This window comes from Dawidia soli, from assembly GCF_018598185.1.
GTDB lineage: Bacteria > Bacteroidota > Bacteroidia > Cytophagales > Cyclobacteriaceae > Ohtaekwangia > Ohtaekwangia soli.
The window spans coordinates 1-17,621 of the sequence record NZ_JAHESC010000047.1 but is presented as its reverse complement, the minus strand read 5'-3'; the positions used below and the strand labels follow the sequence as shown (position 1 = coordinate 17,621).

The following is a 17,621-nucleotide window of genomic DNA, read 5'->3' as shown; positions in this document are numbered from 1 at the left end:
ATCTTCGTTAAACAGGTGTTACAGTGACAGATTAACCCCCAGGACATAGCTGCGGGAAGAGATGGACGAGCTGACGTCCGGGTCATAGAACGACGTGCGCGCGTACAGGTACGGATTCAGCATCTGCGCATAGAAACGTACGTTGCTGAGGCGCAGCCGCTGCAGGGCCGCCGGCGGAACGACATACGCCAGCGATACATACCGCAGCTTGACAAACGAGCCGTCCTGGTAGTTCATCGCACTGTAGTGAATGGGTTGACCGCCGTTGCTGAAGTCTGCACGCGGGTATGCGTTGGTGGGGTTGTCGGGGCGCCAGTAGTCCACCCGGCGCGAAGCATACAACCCCTGCATGTCTACGGCGCCGCCTTCAAACGTCGTGCCCCAGCGGGCGTAGAGGAATGCCGACAGTTCCCACTGTTTGTAGGTGAACGTGTTGGTGATACCCCCCGTCCACAACGGCGTGGTCGTACCGACGATCTGGCGATCGTAGTTCGGGTCGATCCGATAGTCGTTGTTCACGTCTTCCACGCGGATGTCGCCCGCTTTATACGAGGCTCCCTTCTCGTTGAACTTCGCCATTTCTTCTGCGTCGGCTTCCTGCCAGATGCCGATCTTCCTGTAATCGTAGAACACCTGGAGCGGCTTGCCGATAAACCACAGCTTGGAGATGTCGTCGTTCCTGCCGTTGTACGACTCGACGATCTTGCCGCGGTTGCGGCCGAAGGTGAGATTGGTGATCCACTTAAAGCCCGGCAGGTCTATATTGACGGTATTGATCAGCAGCTCGATGCCGCGGTTCTCGGTCTCGCCGACGTTGGTCGTGATGCTTTTATACCCTGACACGGCGTTGAGCGTCTGCGGCATAAGGATGTCGGTGGTGCGGGTGACGTAGGCATCGACGGAACCGGTCACGCGGTCGTTGAAGAGACCGAAGTCAATGGCGACGTTCACCGTGGTGGATCGTTCCCATTGGAGGTCTTCGGGCGGCATGGCGCCTTGCTCATCCGCGGCACCCTTGGGGTTGGAAGGCACATACGCGTTTACCGGCGTCGCGCCGAACACATAGGGTAGCCGCAGGAGCGCGCCCGCCGTGGTATAGGGCTCGACCGACGCCGTGCCGGTGGCGCCGTAGCCGATACGGGGCTTTAGCTCGGTGATCCACGGGGCACCTTGCAGAAAGGGCTCTTCCGTCATTTTCCAGGCCAGCGCCACGGACGGGAAAAAGTCCCACTGGCTGGCGCCATTCATCAGCGCCGACGCGCCGTCCCACCGTCCGGAAGCCGTCAGCAGGTATTTGTCTTTCAAGGTATAGTTGACGCGCGCCATATACGACATCATGGTGCGTTTCATAAAGCCGGAGCCAAAGCCCGAGGGGGCGGCCGTAACCGTCGAGCCGATATTATACCACAGCTGGCTGCCATAGGGAATGTTGTTGGCTGCCACGTCTGAATTTTCCTGGCGCCACAGCGACGAGCTTTGCAGCAGCGTCACGCCGAGGCGGTGGTCGCCCACGGTCTTGTCGTAATAGAGCAGGTTCTCCAGCGTCCAGGAGATCTGTTGGTCCTGTTGGTAGCGGGCATAGTGCGAAGATGAGGAAGAGCCGCCGCCACGGATGGACGAAAGCTTGTCCTGGAATTCGCCGTTGCGGTAGTTGCGGAATTCCGGGCCGAAGTTCACACGAAAGCGCAACCCTTCCAGAAGCTTGGCTTCGGCAAAGAGGCTGCCCAGCAGACGCAGGCTCGTCCGTTCGTTGATGACCAGCTCGCCGTCGCGGATGGGATTGACGATGTTGGGGTTGGCGCCGGGGTTGAAGATATAGTTTCCGGCCGTGTCATACGGCACGGCAAACGGCAGCATGCCTTGCGCCGAGGCATAGATCGTTTTGGCACCGCGCGATCCGCCGGTAGACACCCCGTAGTTCTGAAGACCGTAGGTGGCCGCGAGGTTGGCGCCCAGCGTCAGCCACGGTGTGGCATTCAGCTCAAGGTTGAGGCGTGCGGAATACCGTTTATAGTCCTGGCCCACATTCGTGCCTTTTTGATCCAGCAGTCCGGCCGAAAAGTATGTTCTGATCTTATCGGTCGCCATGCTCACGCTCACGTTGTGGTCTTGCGTGACACCCGTTTGTTCGACGTAGTCTGTCCAGGGGGTTGTCTTTACCTTGTTGGGATCGTATACCGGTACTTCGTCCACGCCCCACCGGGCCTGCTCTTCGGCGGTCGCGGGCCGCATGACGGGCAGGAGCGCATCTTTATCTTCCCATGTATAGCCGGCGGCGATGGTTCCCCAGGCGAAGGGGTCCTGGCCCAGGATGCGTTTATCATCTTTCGGATTAGGGTAGGGGGTGGTATAATGATTGGCGCCGGTCGCCGCGCGGTAGGCGTTGCGGCGGTAGTCGGCATACTCCGATGCGCTGAACATGTCCTGCCGGTTGTCGATCTTTTCCACATATACCGAGCCCGCATAGCTGATCTGTGTTTTACCAGGCTTGCCTTTCTTCGTGGTAATGAGCACCACGCCGTTGGCGGCGCGCGACCCATAGATGGCGGACGCCGAAGCATCTTTCAATACTTCGACAGATTCGATGTCGTTGGGGTTGATCATATCGATGCTGCCGCCCGTCTTGATCGGATCGTTGCCGTTCTGGATCGGGATGCCGTCTACGACGTAGAGCGGTGCGTTGGTCGCCAGCAGCGAGCGGTTGCCACGGATGCGGATCACCCCGAACTCACCCGGCCGGCCGGCAGACGTCACGTCGATACCCGCGGCGCGGCCTTGCAGCGCCTGCAACGTATTTTGTACCGGCATGGCCATGACCTGGTCGGAGGTCACGCGCGCCAGCGACCCGGTAATATCGCTCTTCCTGACGGTACCATATCCCACGACGATCACTTCCGAAAGAGAGGTAAGGTCTGTGGCAAGCGCGATGTCGAGCGTGGTATGTTTGCCTGCGATCACTTCCTGTGTGGCATAACCGATGGCACTGACGACGAGTACCGATTCTGCCGACGGGACTTCAAGAGAGTAGTTACCGTCGGTGTCGGTCACCGTGCCGAGCGTCGTGCCTTTGACGACGACACTCGCGCCGGGAAAGGGTTGGTTGTCATCCTGCGAGGTAACGCGTCCGGTAATAATGCGTTGTTGCGCAGCAGCATTGGTATAGGGAATGGCTATAATAAACAGTGTCAATAGCGCGAACAGCGGCGTGATGTTCCGCTGTCGCCTGGGGTAAAAAGATTGATACATACGGCAAAGTTTAGGTTACTGTTGGTATAAAGTTCCTGCGCACGAACGGGGTTAAGCATCCGTGTATATTAAAGGTACTTCGTACAAGTAATAGTAACTGTCCTGCACCATACCGTTTGCGAAGCCGCGCCGCATGTCGGTACCAGTGCCCGTACAGACCGGATACATCCGGATGATTTTTAAAAATACGATGTGTATATCCTGTAAACTTGTTGCGCAGAAATTGCGCAGAATGTTGCACAGTATGTGCACAGACGGGTGAGAATAAAAAAAGACCCGAACGGTTTCGGGTCTTGCACATACAACGATCTGTTCGATCACTTCATGCTATACACCTCGCTCCCCGCCAGCAAAAAACATCCCAATCCAAAGTCCTCAAAATTCGGTACCGAGTCCTGCGTCACCGGCTGACTATCTTTTGGCTCCTTCCCCGTTCCCTGCACATATCCCAAAAAACCGTTGGGTCTCACGGCGTCTTGTAATAATGCATTCCACGCACGCGTAACCACCGGCCGATACTTCTTTTCATTCACCAGTTTATGATTCATCGCCCACGCCATACCGTAGACAAACAGCGACGTGCCCGTCGTTTCCTTCCCGCCAAAGTGCGCAGGATCGTGCAAGCTCACATTCCAGAAGCCGTCCGTGCGTTGCAGCGGAACCAGGGCTGCCAGCATCGCCCTGAGATCATCTTCATATTGCCCGCGATGCGGTGCATCCGCCGGTAGTATGCTCAGTACGCGCACCAGTGCCGCCACGACCCAGCCGTTGCCGCGCGCCCAATAACAGTCCTGTCCGTTTGGTTCCTGGTAGGGCGGGTCGAAATCCTTGTCGCGCCACCACAGGTTGTCCTGCGGATTGAAAAGTCCGTGATCGCCGTGACGGTTGCGGGTATACATATACATGGTGTGGGCGCGTTCCCAGTAGGCTGGATCCTGGTAGAGCACGCCGAGCTGTGCGAACACGGGCATGGCCATCTGGACGGCGTCGATCCAATTCCAATCGTCGATCTTGTCCGTGCGCAGCATGCTGTCGATGGACGCTTTGATCTTTTCGATGCGCGCGGGCTTCCGGTCGAGCAGGTACAGATCGATGTAGGTCTGCCCGGCGCATTGATTGTCGGCGTTGCGGGTATAGGTCTCGCCGTCGCGCAGGTCCCATTGGTGGAAGTCGGCCCAGCGCGTGGCATAGTCGAGGTATGCGGGTTGCGGGTCGATCTTGTACAGGGCCATGAGACCTTCGTAGTATACGCCGCGCGTCCAGATGTTGCTGGCGCGCGACTTTTCGTGCACGATGCGCAGTCCGACGTCGGGCCACTTGTCCATGAAGTAACGGTTGGTACTGCGCAGCGCGTCGAGCGTCTTCTGCGGTGCGGGAAGCTTTTGTTGGGCCTGTGCCGGCAACGCGGTGATCCAGCCCAGGCCGGTCACGAGCAAGAGGATATATAAACGTTTCATGTCGTTTAAAGTAGCGGTTGCACCTGCGGCAACTTTCACGTAGTATCCTGTTCGGTACTATTTACCGATTTTATTTTTATATTCCCCTTTCCGGATTTTCAGAGACTAATACTTTTTTACCATGCTGTTATCCCTTTTGCGGTGTATGCCCTGTTTTGTTGTGGTGCTTTTGTGGAGCACGGCCTGTTCTGTTCAATCGCCTGCCGCCATCGACCGGTTCGCGCTCGTTACACGACACAATGTAGTGTTGACAGCGCCTGATACATTGGGCGCGTTGTCTGTCGGTAACGGCGAGTTTGCGTTTACCGTCGACGTCAGCGGACTGCAGAGCTTTCCGGAAGCATATGCGCTGGGAATTCCGCTGGGCACGCAAGCGCAGTGGGGCTGGCACAGCATGCCCGGCTCCGGCCGCTATAGCTTGCAGGATGTAGCGCGCGTCTATTCATCGTGCGATGGAACGGAAGCACCGTATGCCGTCCAACAACGGGACGGGCGCGCCGGGGAAGCAACGGAATCCCTGCGCGCAAATCCACACCGCCTGCACCTGGGGCGCGTCGGACTGGTGCTGTTGCAGGCAGACGGTACTCCCGCGCCGCTGACGGCGCTGAAGGACGTTCACCAGGAGCTGGACCTCTGGACCGGCGAGATTGAAAGTATTTATACCCTGGACGATGTTCCCGTGCGGGTGTTGCTCTACGGCGACCCGGAGACCGACGGCATCGCGGTGCGCATCGAGTCGTCCCTGGTCGAACAGCAGCGGCTCCGGGTAACGCTCGACTTTCCGTATGGGCAAACATGCCACGTTTGCTCCGGCGACAATTGGGACGAACCGGGCAAACACCGTTCCGACCTGCAGGAGCACAGCGACCGCCATGCGCTGATCCGTCGCACGCTCGACACCACGGTGTACTATACGCGCGTCGACTGGACGACTCCCGCGCGAATAACATCCGGCGCCCCGCATCACGTTGAACTGATCCCTTCACAGGGACGGATGCTCGACTTTGCCGTAGCCTTTACGAAGGAGAAACCCACACGGGGCCTTCGGTTTACCGACACGCAGCAACGCAGCGTGCAAGGCTGGAGGGATTTTTGGACACAGGGCGCCGCAGTAGACTTTTCCGCCTGCACCGATCCGCGTGCCCGGGAACTGGAACGACGCGTGGTGCTCTCGCAATACCTCACACGTATACAATGCGCCGGCTCGCTGCCGCCGCAGGAGACGGGGCTGACCATGAACAGCTGGTATGGCAAGTTCCATTTGGAGATGCATTGGTGGCACGCCACGCACTTTGCGCTGTGGGGGCGGCCTGCGTTGATGGAGAAGAGCCTGGCGTGGTATAATGTCGCGATGCCCGCTGCACAGACCACGGCCCGCTGGCAGGGATACCGCGGCGCACGCTGGCAAAAGATGACCGACCCCGCGGGCCGCGAAAGCCCCTCGGGCGTGGGCGCCTTTATACTCTGGCAACAGCCGCACCCCCTTTACCTGGCGGAGCTGGCGTATCGCCTGCGGCCGGATGACACTACGCTGCTGCGGTACCGGGACATCGTTTTCCAGACAGCCGATTTCATGGCGTCGTTTGCCCGGCGCCGTGACGGGGCCTATCATCTATGCCACCCGTTGATCCCCGCGCAGGAGATCTTTCCAGCAGCGGAGACCGACGATCCTGCTTATGAGCTGCAGTACTGGCACTATGGCCTGACAGTAGCGCAGGCGTGGCGTGAACGGCTTGGGCTGCCACCCGATATGTTGTGGGCAGCCGTGTTGAAAGACCTCGCGCCGCTGACCATCCGCGATGGGCTCTACCTGCCGAACGCCACGACGCCGACTGCGTATACCGACGATCAATACCGGCGCGATCACCCGGCTGTACTGGGCGCATTCGGGATGTTACCCGGCAACGCGCGCATGGATACCGCGGTGATGGGCCGTACGTTTGAAAATATACTCCGGCGGTGGCAGTGGGACACGACCTGGGGCTGGGATTACCCTATGATGGCGATGACCGCCGCGCGCCTGCATCGCCCGGACGATGCGCTTCGGGCACTGCTCATGGATGTACCCAAGAATACGTACCTGGCAAACGGCCACAACTACCAGGACAAACGCCTGCGTCTGTACCTGCCCGGCAACGGTGGCTTGCTGGCTGCCGTCGCGATGATGGCCGCCGGGTGGGATGGGGAGCCAGGCGACGCACCGGGATTTCCCCAGGATGGGAAATGGAATGTGCGGTGGGAGGGGCTACGACGCATGCCATAAAACAGTGTGTGTGCGAAACAGTCCGTGGACGGATTGCCTTAATAGTGTTGGATGTACTATTCTAAAATGCTCGTGTTATCATCGTGCTTGGATACGACGTATGCGGTTTCAACGGCATGGCTGTCATCGGGAGTGACGTTTTTTAAGCGTAAAAAATGGTGTCGGCTATTCTTATTTTGAACAGGAGGTCTTATCTTTCTTATGTAGCGACAGACGAGGTGGGCAGCGCTTTTTTGGTTGAGGCAAGGCGTTTAAACGACTGTACCGAGACGGATCCACACGACGGAGATCGACGCGCAACTTTGGCTTCGTTAGGTTATCTTTTATAGACAGCGTATTTTTTTAACGGTGTATTGGATGAAAAGAAAGACCCTTCTTGTAGTCTTAAGTGCATTTCTCTTTTTTGATGTCTGTGGACAAAATCAGCGACTGGTTTTTCATCACATTACCAGCGAACAGGGGCTATCACAAAATCACGGTATATGTATTGGTCAGGACCACAAGGGGTTTATGTGGTTTGGGACGAACAATGGTCTCAATAAATACGATGGTGAAAAAATAACCGTTTATAAAAATGACGCCGGGGACTCCAGCAGCCTGAGTCATAACATGGTCACGGCGATCTTTGAAGACAAAGATAAAAATCTGTGGATCGGAACGCGCGGGGGGCTTAATCTATATAACCGGGAGATGGACACCTTCACGAGGTTTCGCCTGGACCCCGACCACCCGGAAAGCCTGGTCTATACCTTTCTGGAAGACAGCCATAACGACCTTTGGATCGGTACCGCAGAAGGGCTCTACGTTTTGAACAAGGAGCGCAAGATCGAACATCTCACCGACATTCCGACGACGTGCCTGTACGAAGACACCCAGGGTAACCTCTGGATAGGAACACGCGCGCAGGGTCTGTATCGTTTTGACCGGCGGGAAAAGAAGTCCAAGCACTACGAGCAAGTCCGGATCTCTTCCATCGTGGAAGACCATTACGGGAATTTGTGGATCGCCACGTGGGGTAATGGACTGCTCCTGTTTGACCGGGACAAGGAAGCTTTTACCGCGGCCTACACACACGATTTTCGTCGCCCGGAAAGTATCAGTGCCGATATGGTATATTCCATGTACCGGGATCGTAAAGGCCATATATGGATCGGAACGGAAAACAGGGGGCTGAATCTTTTTGACCCGCGCACGCGGACTTTTGTAACCTATGCGCACGACGTTGCAAACAGGAACAGTCTCAGCAACAATACGGTTTCGGCGATCTACGAAGACCGTACGGGCACATTGTGGTTCGGCGTGCACCGGGGGGGGATCAATTATTGTAATCCACGGTTGGAAAAATTCGAGCACTACCAGCAGGAACCTTGTGCTGCCGGTCTGAGCCATAATAACATTAAAGGTTTTTGTGAAGACAAGGATGGGAAAATATGGATAGCCACAGACGGTGGCGGCTTGAACCTGTTCGACCCCGCAAAGAATACATTTACGTACCTGAGACATGATCCGAAAGATCCGAATTCCCTCAGCAGCGACGTGATCATCTGCGTGTATGAAGATCGTCAGGAAAATATCTGGATCAGCACGTACCTCCAGGGCGTCAGTAGGTATGACAGGAAGAATAATAAATTCACCCACTATAAACATAATCCCAACGATAACAGCAGTTTGAGTCATGACAACGCCTGGGATATTTTTGAAGATAGTAAGGGGAATCTATGGATCGGTACCCATGTTGGCGGTCTTAACCTGATGGACAGAGCGAGCGGCCTGTTTACGCAATATAAATTTGACGCAGGCAATGACAAAAGCTTAAGCAGCAATGTGGTCACCGCCATCTACGAGGATAAAAAGAAAAACCTATGGATCGGAACGGACAATGGTCTGAATTTATATGACCCCGCCAGCAATAGCTTTACCCGGTTTTACAGTACGGATAAACCGGGAAGTCTGAGCAATAACAACATCCTCTCCATCTTTGAAGATCGCGCCGGTAACCTTTGGGTCGGCACGCTGAACGGTCTGAACCTGTTCGACCCCAAAACGGCTACCGCCCGGGTGTTCACTACCCGGAACGGATTTCCCAACAACGCCATCCAATCCATTATCGAAGACGACCATGCCAACCTTTGGATAGGCACCTTGGAAGGAATATTCAAATTCAATTACAGATCGAATAAGGTAAGGAACTACCAGGCCAACGATGGCTTGCAAGGAAATGAGTTCATTCCCAATGCAGCGCTTAAAACCAGAGACGGTAAAATGATATTCGGCGGAAACAATGGATTCAATTTTTTTCATCCGGATAGCGTTAAAGACAATCGTGACATTCCCCCGGTCTATGTTACCGGGTTTCAGCTATTCAATAAGCCGGTAGAGATCGGTGAGGATTCCCCTTTAAAAAAGCATATCTGTGTGGTGAAGGAGATCACGCTTTCGTATGAACACTCGGTGTTTTCTTTTGAGTTTGCGGCCCTGAGCTATATAAGTCCGGAGAAGAATCAATACGCCTATAAGATGGAAGGCTTTGATAAAGAGTGGATCTATGCCGGCACGCAAAATTCGGCCACCTATACCAACCTCAATCCCGGCGAATATGTATTCAAGGTAAAGGCATCCAACAACGATGGCTTCTGGAATGAGCAGGGTACCTCGGTCCGCATCCTTATTCCGCCGCCATTTTGGCTTACATGGTGGTTTAGAACGCTGGTGGGGCTTGCGATCACGGGCGCTGTTCTCCTGTTCTTCCGGATACGGCTGAAGGTGATCACGACGCAAAAGGCAGCGCTTGACACGCAGGTAAAACAACGGACGGCGGAGGTCATGGAACAAAAAGAGGCGCTGGTGGAGCAAGCCCGGAATATGCAGACGCTCAATAGCAAGCTTCAGGCGCAAACGGAGTCTCTTAAAAGCATGAATGAAGTACTTCAGCTGCAGAAGAAGGAGATCATCGATAAACATGAGGAGGCAGAAGCCGCGCGCCAGGAAGCCGAAAAAGCCAATCATGCCAAAAGTATCTTTCTTGCCACCATGAGCCATGAGATCCGCACCCCCATGAACGGTGTCATCGGGATGGCTTCATTGATGGCAGAAACCTCCCTTACACTCGAGCAACGGGAATATACTTCGATCATTCAAAGCTCGGGTGAAAATCTGCTCGGCGTGATCAACGATATCCTCGACTTTTCGAAGATAGAATCCGGCAACATGGAGCTGGAAGAAAAGGATTTCGATCTGCACACGTGTATCGAAGAGGTGCTGGATATGTTCGCCGGAAAAGCGTCTGCAATAGGATTAGATCTGATCTACCAGATGGATACCGATGTGCCCGACCAGATCATCGGCGACAGCCTGCGGCTCCGCCAGGTGCTGCTGAACCTCGTGGGCAATGCTATCAAATTTACACACGAGGGGGAGATCTTTTTAGGTGTTCATCTGCACAAAAGAGAGGACGCGCTGCTAACGCTGCGATTCGAAGTACGCGATACCGGAATAGGAATACCGGAGGATAAATTAAACCGCCTGTTTAAAGCCTTTTCGCAAGTTGACGCTTCCACCACCCGTAAATACGGCGGCACCGGGTTGGGACTGGCCATTACCGAGAAGCTCGTCGAATTGATGGGTGGCAAAATATGGATAGAAAGCACGGTGGGGCAAGGCACTACATTCTTTTTTACCTTGTCGACAAAGCTCAGTGGACGGCCGTCACAAACCCATGTTCCCTTGGATATGGAAAGTGTCGAAGGGAAAAAAGTCCTGGTTGTCGATGACAATCGGACCAATCGTTTTATACTGAAGAACCAGCTGGAACACTGGAAGCTTACACCCACGTTAGCGTCTTCTGCGAAGGATGCATTGGAGATCTTATCGCAAAGCCCGGGTTTCGACCTGGTGCTGACCGATATGCAGATGCATGAAACGGATGGTCTCGGGCTTGGCAGGTCCATCCACGCGCTATATCCCGACCTCCCTGTCATTCTGATGACTTCCATGGGCGATGAGCGAAATGAAAAATACCATGGCATTTTCTCTGTTGTATTAAGTAAGCCTGTGAAGCAGAGCGTGCTTTCCAAGAGCATCCTTATCGGTTTGCATAAATACGATACATCTATATCCGGCAAAAGGACAAGCCAGAAGCTCGATGGCGATTTTGCCAGACAACACCCGTTGCAGATCCTTGTCGCGGACGATAATCCGATCAATCAGAAGCTTACCACGCGGGTATTGTCTAAACTGGGTTATCAGGCAGATGTTGTGTCAAACGGAAAAGAGGTGATCGAGGCGTTTGGTAAAGCGGAGTACGATTTGATTTTCATGGATATCCAAATGCCGGAAATGGACGGCCTGGAGGCGACGCAAAGGATCCGTGCACTTTCGGGAATACAACCGTTGATCATTGCTATGACCGCCAATGCCATGCAGGGTGACCGTGAAATGTGTTTGCAGGCGGGGATGGATGATTATGTGAGCAAGCCTATAAACCTGGATCAGCTTGTAGGGACTCTCGAGCGATGGGCGCAGACGCGTCGGAAGTAGCAGCGGCCATACCGGTTAGGCGGGCGTGGTCCTGGTTGCGGACGATGAGGGCGGCGCCCTGGGCGGAGCCGAGGGGGCGTTGGGAAACTTCGAGGGTGTATTCCGGGAGGAGTGATCGTAGCAGGTCCAGGAAAGCGGTGTTGCTGACGAAGCCGCCGTCGAGGTAGAGTTTACGGACGGGGCTGTTGCCGAGGGCCAGGCGGAGCGAGGCGACCTGGAGGCGGGCTAAGCCCCAGATGACCTGGTGGTAGGCTTCCTCGAAGGTGCTGTAGCGCGCGGGTGACCACTGGTCTTGTTTGAAGACGTCGCCGACGAGCGCGGGGTTGTTGAGGGTTTCGGGGTAGAAGGTGTTGGTGTCGGGGGCGTCGGGATTGATCAACGCGGGGATAAAGGGTATTTGTTTGTAGTACTGGGGCGCTTTGCCGAATACGGTATTCAGGCGTTTGAGCTGGTGGTCGAGCTCGTGGCCGAGGAAGAGGCGCGAGGCTTTGACGGGGGCACCGTGGATGGTCATGTAGTGGAGACAGTCGCGGCTGAGCTCATGGGCGGTGAGGGGCTCGCGGGTAAAGGGGTTGAGGGTGATGCTCCAGGTGCCGGTGGAGATCAGAGCAAAGGGGTCTTGCGTGCGCAGCATGTAGGCGGCCAGTGCAGAGGAGCTGTCGTGGATGCCGATGCCGACCGTGACGGCGTGGCCGTGCAGGGTTGCCGGGAAGGTGTGCGTTGTGGGGACGACGGCGGGGAACAGGTGGTCGAGCTGTTCTTCGTAGAGCCAGCGGTGGTAGCGGCGGTGGTGGTAGTCCCACAGGCGTGTATGGCAACCGATGGAGGTCGGCTCGCTGGCCAGCATGCCGGTGAAGAGGTAAGACAAATACTGCGGGAAGTGCAAGGTATGGCGGATGCGGGCGAAGACGGCGGGCTTGCATGTCTTGAGCCAGTAGAGCTGCAGGCCGGCGTTGAGCATGCCTAACGCGGGCGATGCTGTTTCGGTGTTGTTGTCGGCTTCGGGGTAGCGGCGGAAGAATTCGCGGACGACGTCGTCGGGGATGGGCTTGAGGTAATTATATAGCGGCGTGACGGGGTGGCCGTCGGCGTCGAGGTGCACGAGGGTGGCGCCGTAGGTGGAGAAGTTCAGGTATTTTACCGTATAGCGGTCGTCGGCCAGGGTGCGGGCGACGGTGTCGCGGATCCAGCGGGTGAGGCCGGGCAGGTCGTCACAAGGGAAGCCGTCGTCGTCGGTGACGGCAGGCAGCTTGTGGTATTCGCGGTGCTGCTGGCGCAGGCTATCGTCGAAGAGGAAGAACTTTTTGTTGGTCTTCCCGATGTCGAAGATGGCGGTAACGGGTGTGGGCATAACGGTACGGTTAGAGTCCGGTGGAAATGGTTTTGAGGCCGCGTTCCTGTACCAGCTGGCGGCGGACGTTGAGGTGGCGGAAGAGGCCGATGGGATTCAGCGCGCCGCCCTGGCGTTGCCGGGCTTCGGCCACCAGGGATCGTACGTCGGTGCGGAAGGCGTCCTGGAGTATTTCCTGGGCACGGGCGGCGTCGTTGTTCTCGCGCGCGGCTTCGAGCTCTTCGCGGTTCACCAGGAGGGCCTGGGTATACGCGATGCGGATGGCTTCTACCGATTGGAGCAGGTCTTCCAACGGGTCTTTGACATTGTGGCTGGCGTCGATCATCCACGCGGGCGTGGGGTTGATCGTGGCGGGATCTTCCATGCCGTAGACCAGCTCGTTGAAGATGAGGAAGAGCTGGTACGGACGGATGCTGCCCACCGTCAGGTCGTCGTCGCCGTACTTGGAGTCGTTGAAGTGAAAGCCGCCGAGCTTGCCTTCCATCATGAGCGTGGCGACGATCTGCTCGATGTTGGTGTTGGGCAGGTGGTGGCCCAGATCGACGAGGCTATACGCCTTCTTGCCCAGCTTGGCCGCCAGCAGGTGCGAGGTGCCCCAGTCTTGTATGACCGTGGAGTAGAAGTTGGGCTCGTAGGGTTTGTATTCGATCAGCACCTTCCAGTCGGCGGGCAGGGCGGTATAGATCTCCTGTAAGGATTCCAGCGTGCGCTGGAAGGCCTTGCGGAAGTTCTGCTGGCCGGGAAAGCACGAGCCGTCGGACAGCCATACCGTGAGGGCCCTGGAGCCGAGGCCTTCGCCGTGGCGGATCACGTCGATGTTGTGCTGGACGGCCAGCCGGCGATAGGCTTTGTCGCTGTGCGAGAGCGATCCGAACTTATAGGACAGCGCCTGGTCGGGCTGGTCCTGAAAGGTATTGGAGTTGACGGCGTCGAACACGAGGTCGTACGACTGTGCGAGGGCGCGGATGGCGGCGGCATCCTGGGGGATATCCCAGGGGATGTGCAGGGAGATGGCGCCGCTGCCGCGGTTGATGGCGTGGAGCAGGCCGACGTCGGCGATCTTCTCTTCGAGGGTGCGCGGCTCGCCGCCGCCGGAGAAGCGGCCGAAGCGTGTGCCGCCGGTGCCCAGCGCCCACGAGGGGATGGCGATCTGCAACGCGGCGATCTTGTCGAGGAGCCGGGGTACGTCGTGGCCGTGCCGCGTGAGGCGGGCGGCGGTATAGTCGAAGGCGGCGCGGTGGTCGGCCGCGGCCTGCTGATTATGCGCTTGGAGGTGTTGTGCGTCCAGTTTCATAGGCTATCGTACAAAGGCGGGGGCTACGCCGCCGTCTACGTTGATGATGTTTCCGGTGCTTTTGCCGAGGTGTCCGCCGACGAGGACAAACACGCCGTTGGCGATGTCGTTGACGGTGATGATCTCGTTGAGGATGGTGCGTTTGGCGTAGTAGGCGGGCAGCTCGTCCACGGTAATGCCATACGCTTTGGCGCGGCCCGCGGCCCATTCGCCTTCCCAGATCTTGCTGCCTTCGATCACGGCATCGGGATTAACGATGTTGACGCGGATCTTGTCCTTGCCCAGCTCGGCGGCCAGCAGGCGGCTCATGTGTACCTGGGCGGCTTTGGCCGTGCCGTAGCCTACGTTGTTGGGGCCCGACACCAGGGCGTTCTTGCTGGCGATGTTGACGATGTCGCCACCCAGTGCCTGGGCGCGCAGAATTTCCACGCCTTGCTGTGATACCGTGAACTGCCCTTTGACGATGACATCCTGCAGGAGGTCCCAGTCTTTTTCGGTGGTTTGCTCCAGCGGTTTGGAGATGGCCAGTCCGGCACAGTTCACCAGTATATCGATCCCTCCGAAGGCCAGGCATGCCTGGCGCAGGGCCCGGGCGATCGAACCTGCCTGGGTGACGTCGGCCGTCGCGCCGGCGGCGACGTCTTTGGAGAAATCGTTCACGGCGCGGGCGAGGTTGCCTTCGTGTATATCGGTCAGGAATACACAGGCACCTTCGGCGGCGAGTTTGCGCGCGATGGCCAGTCCGATACCGCCGGCGCCGCCGGTGACCAGCGCGATCTTCCGCGACAGCGGTTTCTCCTTGGGCATGCGCTGCAGCTTGGCTTCTTCGAGCAGCCAGTACTCGATGTCGAAGGCCTCTTGCAACGGGAGGGATACATATTCCGAGATCGCCTCGGCGCCTTTCATGACGTTGATGGCGTTGATGTAGAACTCGCTGGCGACGCGCGCCGTCTGTTTGTCTTTGGAGAACGAGAACATGCCCACGCCGGGCCACAGGATGATGACCGGGTTGGGGTCGCGCATAGCGGGGCTGTTGGGGTGTTTGTGTTTTTCGTAGTACTGCGTATAGTACTGCCGGTATTCTTCAAAGCCTTTGGTGAGTGTCTCGCGCAGCGCGGGCGTGTCGGTGAGGTCGGCGTGCGGGGGCAGGTCGAGTACCAGGGGACGGATCTTGGTGCGCAGGAAATGGTCGGGGCAGCTGGTGCCCAGCGGGGCCAGCGTGCCCAGGTCATGGCTGTTGATGAACTCGAGGACTTTGTCGTCGTCGGTAAAGTGGCCGACCATGCGGGCGTGACTGGAGGCGAGGCCGCGGAGGATCGGGGCCAGCGTGGCGGCTTGCTGCCGGCGTTGTTCCGCGGGTAACGCCGTAAGTTTGGCGCCGCCGAAGATGGCGCGCTTCTTACCATAGTTATCGTGCAGGTAGTCGGAGGCCTTTTCAATTACTTCCAGGCTGTTGCGGTAGCAGGCATACGAGGTATCGCCCCACGTAAAGAGGCCGTGGCCGCCGAGCATGATGCCGCGGATGCCGGGGTTTTCCGCGAGGGCTTTTGCCAGCTGCAGGCCGAGGTCGAAGCCGGGGCGTTGCCAGGGTACCCAGGCGATCTGTCCGTCGAATAGGGCCCGCGTTATTTCCTTACCGTCTTTCGACGCGGCGATGGCGAAGGCGGCGTCGGGGTGTAAGTGATCGATGTGGTTGAACGGCAGGAAGGCATGCAGCGGCGTGTCGATGGACGGCGCTTTGGAGTTGAGGTCGTAGATGCAGTGGTTGAAGAGCTCTACCATCTCGTCTTCGTGCTGGATGCCGCGGTATATATCTTTCAGGGCGTGCAGCCGGTCGAGGTACAGGGCGGCCAGACCGCTTTTGGTCAGCGTGCCGATGTCGCCGCCGGATCCTTTCACCCACATGACGGGAGTTTCGCGGCGCGTGAGCGGATCTTTTTCGAGGGTCTTGCAGCTGGTGTTACCGCCGCCGTAGTTGGTGATGCGCAGGTCGGCGCCCAACAGGTTGGAGCGGTATATCAATAGCGCTACTTCGTCGCCCTGCCAGGCGGCGGCCTTTTCCTTGTTCCAGGAGTAGGTAACGTATTGAAATGGTTTTTCAAGAATTTCCATAGTACATCAAGTCTTTGTAGGGTAAAGCTACCGACCGCCGGAGCAGGCGGCATCCTGTGCTTACCCGGGTGGTTATTTTATAGCATTGCCCAAGCCTACCACCACCACCGACAGGACGATGGCGAGTATGCCGGCGACGATGGTCGTCTTCGTGCGTTTGCTGACGCCGTGCCACTCGCGCAGCCAGATGCCCCACAGGTTGGCGATCAGTATAATAAACGCCATGTGCAGGATCCACGAGCTGGCGCCGTTGCCCAGCTTGCTTTCGCCCATGCCGTAAAAGAAGAACTGGAGGAACCAGGTCGTTCCGGCGAGCGCCGAAAAGAAGTAGTTGCGCAGCAGGGGGGTGTCGCCGTCGGTATAGTCGCCGAAGGAGCGGTTGCGGAAGTTCAGGATCATACACCAGAAGAGGTTCGTGGCCAGGCCGCCCCAGAGCAGGACGACATAGGTCACGTTGTTCTGGTAAAGCGGGTTGTAGCCGAGGGCGACGGCCTCTTCGGCCATGGGCTTGCCGGCTTCGATGCCGAAGTTGAAACAGGAGCTGAGGATGCCCGAGGTGATGGCGACCAGCAGGCCGCGCGTGAGGTTGAACTCGGAGACGCTTTGTTGTTTGGCTTCGGCGGGCATCTCGCGTTCTTTCAACATGCCGGCGCGTCCGCAGAGATAGATGCCCAGCAGGCAGAGGGCGACGCCGGCCAGGACGACGCGGCCCCACGGCGTGGTCAGCATCTCGGTGAAGCTGGTTTTGCCGGCGGTGGGCACGAAGGTATAGTATATGGACGGCAGCAGGGCACCGAAGGCCGAGCAGAAGCCCAGGACGACGGAGTTGCCCAGGGACATGCCGAGGTAGCGTACGCCTAGCCCATAGGTGAGGCCGCCGATGCCCCAAAGGACGCCGAACAGTATGGTATAGCGCAGCGTAGTGGCGGAGGTGTGGCCGATGATCTCCGCGAAGCCGGGCAACGTCAGCCAGGCGGCGATGGGCGGGATGATCAGCCAGGAAAAGAACCCGCCGACGATCCAGTAACTTTCCCAGGACCAGCGTTGTACTTTTTTATAGGGGATGTAAAAACTGCCGGAGGCAAAGCCGCCGATGAAGTGAAAGATGATGCCGAGTACTGCTTGCATAACGTAAGGTTATTCGACGAAGGTATGTTTGAAGGGAGGCATAACCGTCATGTACCGTCATGTACCATCATGGTGGCGTAAGTGTGTGTGCGAAAGGCGGTGGGGGGGGCGCCCCCCCGGGGGGGGGATGGGGCAGGCCCCGGCGCACCCCAAAACGAGCGGCCGCCGCCGCGGCTCTGTTGGGGGGGGGGCCCCCCCCCCCGGGGTTGTTAGGTCCGGGCGGGGGTAGACAAG

At 57.5% G+C, this 17,621-nt stretch carries 8 protein-coding genes; 2 read left to right on the top strand and 6 right to left on the bottom strand.

Going from position 1 to position 17,621, the window contains the following annotated elements; genetic code table 11:
• Nucleotides 1–18: 18 nt before the first annotated feature.
• The gene (locus KK078_RS24570; protein ID WP_254092982.1) at nucleotides 19–3,246 is read right to left on the bottom strand and encodes a SusC/RagA family TonB-linked outer membrane protein; all 3,228 of its coding nucleotides are present in this window, start codon (nucleotides 3,244–3,246) and stop codon (nucleotides 19–21) included.
• 317 nt (nucleotides 3,247–3,563) lie between these two features.
• Nucleotides 3,564–4,703: a glycoside hydrolase family 88/105 protein gene (locus KK078_RS24565; protein WP_254092981.1), complete on the bottom strand. Its 1,140-nt coding sequence runs from the start codon at nucleotides 4,701–4,703 to the stop codon at nucleotides 3,564–3,566.
• A gap of 145 nt (nucleotides 4,704–4,848) precedes the next feature.
• Here KK078_RS24565 and KK078_RS24560 point away from each other — a divergent pair, with 145 nt between their 5' ends.
• Both KK078_RS24560 and KK078_RS24555 read left to right on the top strand, forming a co-directional pair.
• Nucleotides 4,849–6,966 (top strand): hypothetical protein, encoded by a 2,118-nt coding sequence (locus tag KK078_RS24560; protein WP_254092980.1) that lies wholly within the window; start codon nucleotides 4,849–4,851, stop codon nucleotides 6,964–6,966.
• Between the two features lie 510 nt (nucleotides 6,967–7,476).
• A complete protein-coding gene (locus tag KK078_RS24555) occupies nucleotides 7,477–11,502 on the top strand; it encodes a hybrid sensor histidine kinase/response regulator (RefSeq protein WP_254092979.1) in 4,026 nt (1,341 codons plus the stop codon).
• Here KK078_RS24555 and KK078_RS24550 read toward each other — a convergent pair.
• The 4 genes from KK078_RS24550 to rhaT form a co-directional block, all read right to left on the bottom strand.
• The gene (locus KK078_RS24550; RefSeq protein ID WP_254092978.1) at nucleotides 11,441–12,853 is read right to left on the bottom strand and encodes an FGGY-family carbohydrate kinase; all 1,413 of its coding nucleotides are present in this window, start codon (nucleotides 12,851–12,853) and stop codon (nucleotides 11,441–11,443) included. The genes KK078_RS24555 and KK078_RS24550 overlap by 62 nt on opposite strands.
• Nucleotides 12,854–12,863: 10 nt before the next feature.
• Complete coding sequence (locus tag KK078_RS24545; protein WP_254092977.1) at nucleotides 12,864–14,147, bottom strand: sugar isomerase; 1,284 nt, start codon at nucleotides 14,145–14,147, stop codon at nucleotides 12,864–12,866.
• 3 nt (nucleotides 14,148–14,150) lie between these two features.
• Nucleotides 14,151–16,259 carry a bifunctional aldolase/short-chain dehydrogenase gene (locus KK078_RS24540; RefSeq protein WP_254092976.1) on the bottom strand — a complete coding sequence of 703 codons (2,109 nt, stop codon included), beginning with the start codon at nucleotides 16,257–16,259 and terminating at the stop codon, nucleotides 14,151–14,153.
• Between the two features lie 72 nt (nucleotides 16,260–16,331).
• On the bottom strand, nucleotides 16,332–17,387 hold the full coding sequence (gene rhaT / locus KK078_RS24535; protein ID WP_254092975.1) for an L-rhamnose/proton symporter RhaT: 1,056 nt from the start codon (nucleotides 17,385–17,387) through the stop codon (nucleotides 16,332–16,334).
• Between the last annotated feature and the right edge of the window lie 234 nt (nucleotides 17,388–17,621).

Bases quoted from the DNA above. Each gene is read 5' to 3' on its own strand.
- KK078_RS24555 (WP_254092979.1), top strand. From the start codon at position 7,477: ATGTGGTTTGGGACGAACAATGGTCTCAATAAATACGATGGTGAAAAA.
- KK078_RS24565 (WP_254092981.1), bottom strand. From the start codon at position 4,703: ATGAAACGTTTATATATCCTCTTGCTCGTGACCGGCCTGGGCTGGATC.
- rhaT (WP_254092975.1), bottom strand. From the start codon at position 17,387: ATGCAAGCAGTACTCGGCATCATCTTTCACTTCATCGGCGGCTTTGCC.
- KK078_RS24550 (WP_254092978.1), bottom strand. From the start codon at position 12,853: ATGCCCACACCCGTTACCGCCATCTTCGACATCGGGAAGACCAACAAA.
- KK078_RS24560 (WP_254092980.1), top strand. From the start codon at position 4,849: ATGCCCTGTTTTGTTGTGGTGCTTTTGTGGAGCACGGCCTGTTCTGTT.
- KK078_RS24540 (WP_254092976.1), bottom strand. From the start codon at position 16,259: ATGGAAATTCTTGAAAAACCATTTCAATACGTTACCTACTCCTGGAAC.
- KK078_RS24545 (WP_254092977.1), bottom strand. From the start codon at position 14,147: ATGAAACTGGACGCACAACACCTCCAAGCGCATAATCAGCAGGCCGCG.
- KK078_RS24570 (WP_254092982.1), bottom strand. From the start codon at position 3,246: ATGTATCAATCTTTTTACCCCAGGCGACAGCGGAACATCACGCCGCTG.